Source organism: Pseudomonas sp. FG86, from assembly GCF_057808775.1.
On the sequence record NZ_JBMDIS010000170.1, the window covers coordinates 1 to 4,520 of the forward strand.

Below are 4,520 nucleotides of genomic sequence, written 5' to 3' on the forward strand. Positions count from 1 at the left end.
CACGGGTGGTTCCCACCAAGGGGGAACAACTTCATTAAGCGACTTCGTGTCGCACTTCCGCCCAATTATTATCAATAGGTACGGCCCCGTCATTGAGGTAGCGCGACAGCGCTGCCCAGCGTTTGAGGCTGTAATCAAATGCTCTGCTGATGGCTGAACCTTCGGGCACAAGATCACGCTGGGCGATCATCCAGGCATGCAGCCTATCCATCACTGGCGCGGCTTTTTCTTGCCGTATTCGGCGCCGTAATTCCGACTCCAGGTCACGCACTTCGCTCTCGATTTCGTACAACAACTGGATGTAACGCAGGGCCTGCTCGGCGAGCTGGCTCTTGTTGGTGGCATGCAATTCGAAAAACTTGCGCCGGGCGTGGGCCATGCAGCCGATCTCGGTCACGCCGAGTTCGAAGCTGGCCTTGTAACCGCCAAAATCATCGCAGACCAACTTGCCTTTCCAGCCTTGCAGGAAGTTGCGAGCATGCTCACCGGCGCGGCTGGGGCTGAAGTCGTAGACGACAGCGGCTGTTTCGCAGAACTGGCTGGTGGCGTAAGCCCAAACATAAGAGCGGTGGGTTTTCTTCGTGCCCGGAGCGAGCATCTGTACGGGTGTTTCATCCGCGTGCACGACCTGCTGCCCGATCACTACGTCACGCAGGGCATCGACCAGTGGCTGCAACTGCACGCCCGTAACGCCGACCCATTGAGCCAAAGTGGAGCGTGGAATCGACAAGCCAGCTCGACCAAAAATCGATTCCTGACGGTAAAGCGGAAGATGATCAGCGAACTTCGCGATCATGACGTGGGCAAGTAATCCGGCAGTCGGGATGCCCTTGTCGATAACTTGCGCAGGTACCGGCGCCTGGATCAGCGTTTCACAGTCATCACAAATCCACTTGCCACGAACATGGCGCTCAACGGTAAACACGCCCGGCGTGTAGTCCAGCTTTTCGCTGACATCTTCACCGATGCGTTTAAGCGCACAGCCGCATGGGCAGTGAGTGTTGTCCGGTTCGTGATGGATCAAGGTGCGTGGGAATTCTGCCGGCAACGCAGTGCGCTTGGGCTTTTGCTTTTTCTCAGTTGTCGCTGGCGCGATTTGCAAGGCCTGAAGCTCGGCCTCAATCGCCGCGATATCGGTATCGATCAGGTCATCCAGCAGGCTGGCCTGCTGAGGATTCATCTGCTCGCTACGCTTGGCAAACTTCAAACGCTTGAGCTGTGCGATCTCGTGGGTCAGCTTTTCGATCACCGTTTGATCGCGGTTGATCTTCTTGCCCATGGTTTCGACCGTTCTGCCCATGGTCTCTACCGTCTTGCCCATGGTCTCCACTTGCGACAGCAACTGCGCAGCGAATGCACGCAGTTGGTCGGGAGTCATTTGATCGAGATTGGGCGAGGAAGTCATGCCGTGGATTTTACCAAAGCAGACCGCCTGCGACAGCAAACCAAGACGCTAATTAAAGTTTTTTAAAGCAGTGTAATTACACCGCCGACGCCAACACGTTGCCAAGGTAGGCCGAGCACCAAGGCCTGAAGTTGCTCAGTATCCAACTGCATTTCGCTGCCTTGTCGAAGGCCTGGCCAGTGAAACTTGCCTTGGTTCAAGCGACGTGCAGCCAGCCAAACGCCGATCCCATCATGTACCAACACTTTCATCCGAGTCGCGCGGCGATTGGCAAACAGATAAGCACAGTGCGGCTTCGCCGCACCGAAGACCTCGATCACCCTGGCCAGCGCAGTCTCGGTACCGGCGCGCATGTCCATGGGCTCGGTGGCGAGCCAAATGGCGTCGATACGGATCATCGCAACACGTCTCGAAGGAAAGCGGCGCAGGCAGCAGCACTATCGGTCGGCCAGTTCACTTTGACGGTGCCGCGTGGGTGCAGAATCTCAATGCTGATATTCGATGAAGGTGGGTGTGCCGTTATCTGCATGGGCAATGGGATAAATGCTGGTTGAAGCGCTGAGCTTTTGTGCGCGTGCACTCGAATCCATTTGTGGACGAGGTTGGCGTTGAGGCTATGGCTGAGGGCGACGCCGGCAATCGAAGCGCCGGGTTGGGCACACTCTTGAATGACCTGGGCCTTGAAGGATTTGGAATAGGAACGGCGTGTTGGCTGCATGACATACCCGCTTAAAAGGCTAGAACTGGTGCCCACTTAAATTAAGTGCACACCATGTCCAAGCGTTGCGGGGTTGGGTAGATGACTTGGCCGGACGCATACGGCCAACCTACTGCGAAACGCACTGCATTACACCGAGAGGGGGTTTGTACGCCTAGTAATAGGATCTGGAGAGTTCCGCGTAGAGGATAGTGGCAGCGGCATTCCTTTCGAGCAGCACGAGCAGATTTTCCAGCCCTTTGTACGTGGTACACAGGCGCGAGGGGATGGTTTGGGGCTGGGTCTTTCATTAGTAAAACGCATCTGTAGCAAGCAGGGTTGGACGATCTCGGTTCAGAACCTACCCGGTGGGGGAGCATGCTTCAGCGTAACCTTGAAAAGCGTTGTTTGACGATTTTTTCACATCCTTTTGACAGGGCCATGATGCCCACCCCCCTAGTGTGGCGAGCGTACCTTCTTGTGGACGCCTCGCCATGTCGAAACCAAATCCCATCGAACTCGAATTTTCCCGTAAATATGACCAAGAGCATGCTCAGCAGTACCTGATTAAACATCAGGATGGCTTGGCTCGGCAGCTGTCGCACTGGCGCGATATTCAGGTGGCGCGCAGGGCTCTACAGCTAGCAGATGAACCCAATTTGGTGCTGGATTTGCCCTGTGGTGCTGGGCGTTTCTGGCCCATGCTTTGCGAGCAGCCCAATCGGGTGATCCTCGCCGCCGATAACTCAGCCGATATGCTCGCTACAGCATGCGCCGCACAACCGCCAGAGGTAGTCTCGCGGGTGAATACCTTTCAGACTTCGGCGTTTGATATTGACCTGGGTGTCAATGCGGTGGACTGCATCTTCTGCATACGTCTGCTGCATCACATTGAATCATCTGAGCACCGACTGGCCATTCTGCGTGAGCTCCATCGCGTTAGCCGCGATAGCGTAATACTTTCGCTCTGGGTTGATGGCAACTACAAGGCATGGAAGCGTCGCCGCCTGGAACAGCGGCGAGCAGATGAAGGCCGGGCGTCACAAAACCAAAACCGATTTGTCGTAGCCAAGTCAGTTATCGAGGATGAATTTAAACAAGCCGGCTTCCGCGTCGTCGATCACCTAGATTTTCTTCCAGGCTACGCCATGTGGCGCACTTATGTGCTGCGCAAGGAGGCCTGAGCCATGGGCGTAATGACCGAAAAAGCATCGCCGCAGCTCATCACTACAGAATTTGATCGCTGGTGGAATAGCTCCGGTATCTGGGTTGAACCGGCCAACAAGCGACGTGGTGGCGAAAGCGGCGTTCAGTTGTTGCAGCAGCGCGATTTAATGCGGCCACCCTTGTACTGCAAGCGTCAGATTGGACATACCTACCGAACTTTTTTGCATCCGTTTGGCCGCCCGACCATCCTGCGAGAACTGCAGGCCTATCGCGCTTTTGCCCGCCTGGGCATCAAGACACCTAACGTCGTTTACTGCACTGCACGGCAGAAACATGGTGCCTGGCAGGCGCTGCTGGTTACCGAAGCCCTGCAAGGCTTTGTCAGCCTAGAGCAGTGGTACGCCGTTGAGAATAGTGCCGCGCTTACGAAGGCTGCACTGATACAACTCGCAACAACCCTAGCACGCTTGCATCTGGCGGGCTGGCAGCATGGTTGCTGTTATCCCAAGCATATCTTCGTCAAATCCCAGGTAAACGAAGGCGGCACGGTGACGGTCGAAATAGCCTTGCTCGATCTTGAAAAAAGCCGCCGACGTCTACGAATCAAAGACGCTGCTCGCCGTGACCTAGGCCAGTTAGGGCGGCACCGTGGAAACATGCCTGAAACTGATCTGTTGTTTCTCCACCAGGCCTATCAGCAAGCGCTGAACAACCCTGCTGGAGTGTTGCAGCCATGAGCAACATGCCACAGAGCGACGAATTGGATGCCCTCTCGTTGAAAGGTCGCAGCGGCTTTATCCGCATTATTTATGCCACTAGATACTCGCTGGCAGGTTTGCGGGCAGCGTTTCAAGGCGAAGCGGCTTTCAGGCAACTGCTGTTATTAAATGCAGTGCTTCTGCCGCTGGCCTGTGTGGTGGACGTGACCCACAGTGAGCGCGTACTGCTAATGCTCGTGCCGATGCTGGCGTTGGTAGTGGAGCTACTCAACTCAGCCATAGAGAGCACTGTTGACCGTATTTCCCTGAGCATCCACCCACTGTCTAAACAAGCCAAGGATATGGGAAGTGCGGCGCAACTCATTGCACTGATACTGATCGCCCTTACTTGGGGTTTAATCCTGTTATAGCTTCCAATTCTTAAATTATAGAAGGCTACCCATTATGCCTCCCCGCATGCCAGCGTCCGCTGAAGCCTGGCGGCCGCGAAAACTGAGTGCAACACCTGACCTTTCCGGTACGGTGCTGCCCC

At 55.5% G+C, this 4,520-nt stretch carries 5 protein-coding genes and 2 pseudogenes; 4 read left to right on the plus strand and 3 right to left on the minus strand.

Features of this window, described 5'->3' with window-relative positions; all coding sequences use genetic code 11:
* Positions 1–55 precede the first annotated feature (55 nt).
* The 3 genes and pseudogenes from tnpC to tnpA form a co-directional block, all read right to left on the minus strand.
* Positions 56–1,405 (minus strand): annotated as a pseudogene (tnpC, locus tag ACODSV_RS35990) (IS66 family transposase); the annotation flags it as partial.
* 62 nt (positions 1,406–1,467) lie between these two features.
* Positions 1,468–1,803: an IS66 family insertion sequence element accessory protein TnpB gene (gene tnpB, locus ACODSV_RS35995; protein ID WP_034139925.1), complete on the minus strand. Its 336-nt coding sequence runs from the start codon at positions 1,801–1,803 to the stop codon at positions 1,468–1,470.
* Positions 1,800–2,123: an IS66-like element accessory protein TnpA gene (gene tnpA / locus ACODSV_RS36000; protein ID WP_186352298.1), complete on the minus strand. Its 324-nt coding sequence runs from the start codon at positions 2,121–2,123 to the stop codon at positions 1,800–1,802. Before tnpA ends, tnpB begins: the two co-directional genes overlap by 4 nt.
* Positions 2,124–2,217: 94 nt before the next feature.
* On the opposite strand from tnpA, the pseudogene ACODSV_RS36005 reads away from it, so the two are divergent.
* The 4 genes and pseudogenes from ACODSV_RS36005 to ACODSV_RS36020 form a co-directional block, all read left to right on the plus strand.
* Positions 2,218–2,514: pseudogene (locus ACODSV_RS36005) on the plus strand (sensor histidine kinase); the annotation flags it as partial.
* Between the two features lie 82 nt (positions 2,515–2,596).
* Positions 2,597–3,286, plus strand: coding sequence for a class I SAM-dependent methyltransferase (locus ACODSV_RS36010; protein WP_034139988.1), 690 nt, complete (start codon positions 2,597–2,599; stop codon positions 3,284–3,286).
* A 3-nt stretch (positions 3,287–3,289) separates the two neighbouring features.
* Entirely contained in the window at positions 3,290–4,006 is a 717-nt protein-coding gene (locus tag ACODSV_RS36015) for a lipopolysaccharide kinase InaA family protein (protein ID WP_034139989.1), read from the plus strand.
* A 5-nt stretch (positions 4,007–4,011) separates the two neighbouring features.
* Positions 4,012–4,398, plus strand: a complete 387-nt coding sequence (locus tag ACODSV_RS36020) for a diacylglycerol kinase (RefSeq protein WP_026146694.1) — start codon at positions 4,012–4,014, stop codon at positions 4,396–4,398.
* Positions 4,399–4,520: the final 122 nt, after the last annotated feature.

Excerpts from the sequence above, each read along its gene's own strand:
- tnpB (WP_034139925.1), bottom strand. The coding sequence starts at position 1,803 with ATGATCCGTATCGACGCCATTTGGCTCGCCACCGAGCCCATGGACATG.
- tnpA (WP_186352298.1), bottom strand. The coding sequence starts at position 2,123 with ATGCAGCCAACACGCCGTTCCTATTCCAAATCCTTCAAGGCCCAGGTC.
- ACODSV_RS36010 (WP_034139988.1), top strand. The coding sequence starts at position 2,597 with ATGTCGAAACCAAATCCCATCGAACTCGAATTTTCCCGTAAATATGAC.
- ACODSV_RS36015 (WP_034139989.1), top strand. The coding sequence starts at position 3,290 with ATGGGCGTAATGACCGAAAAAGCATCGCCGCAGCTCATCACTACAGAA.
- ACODSV_RS36020 (WP_026146694.1), top strand. The coding sequence starts at position 4,012 with ATGCCACAGAGCGACGAATTGGATGCCCTCTCGTTGAAAGGTCGCAGC.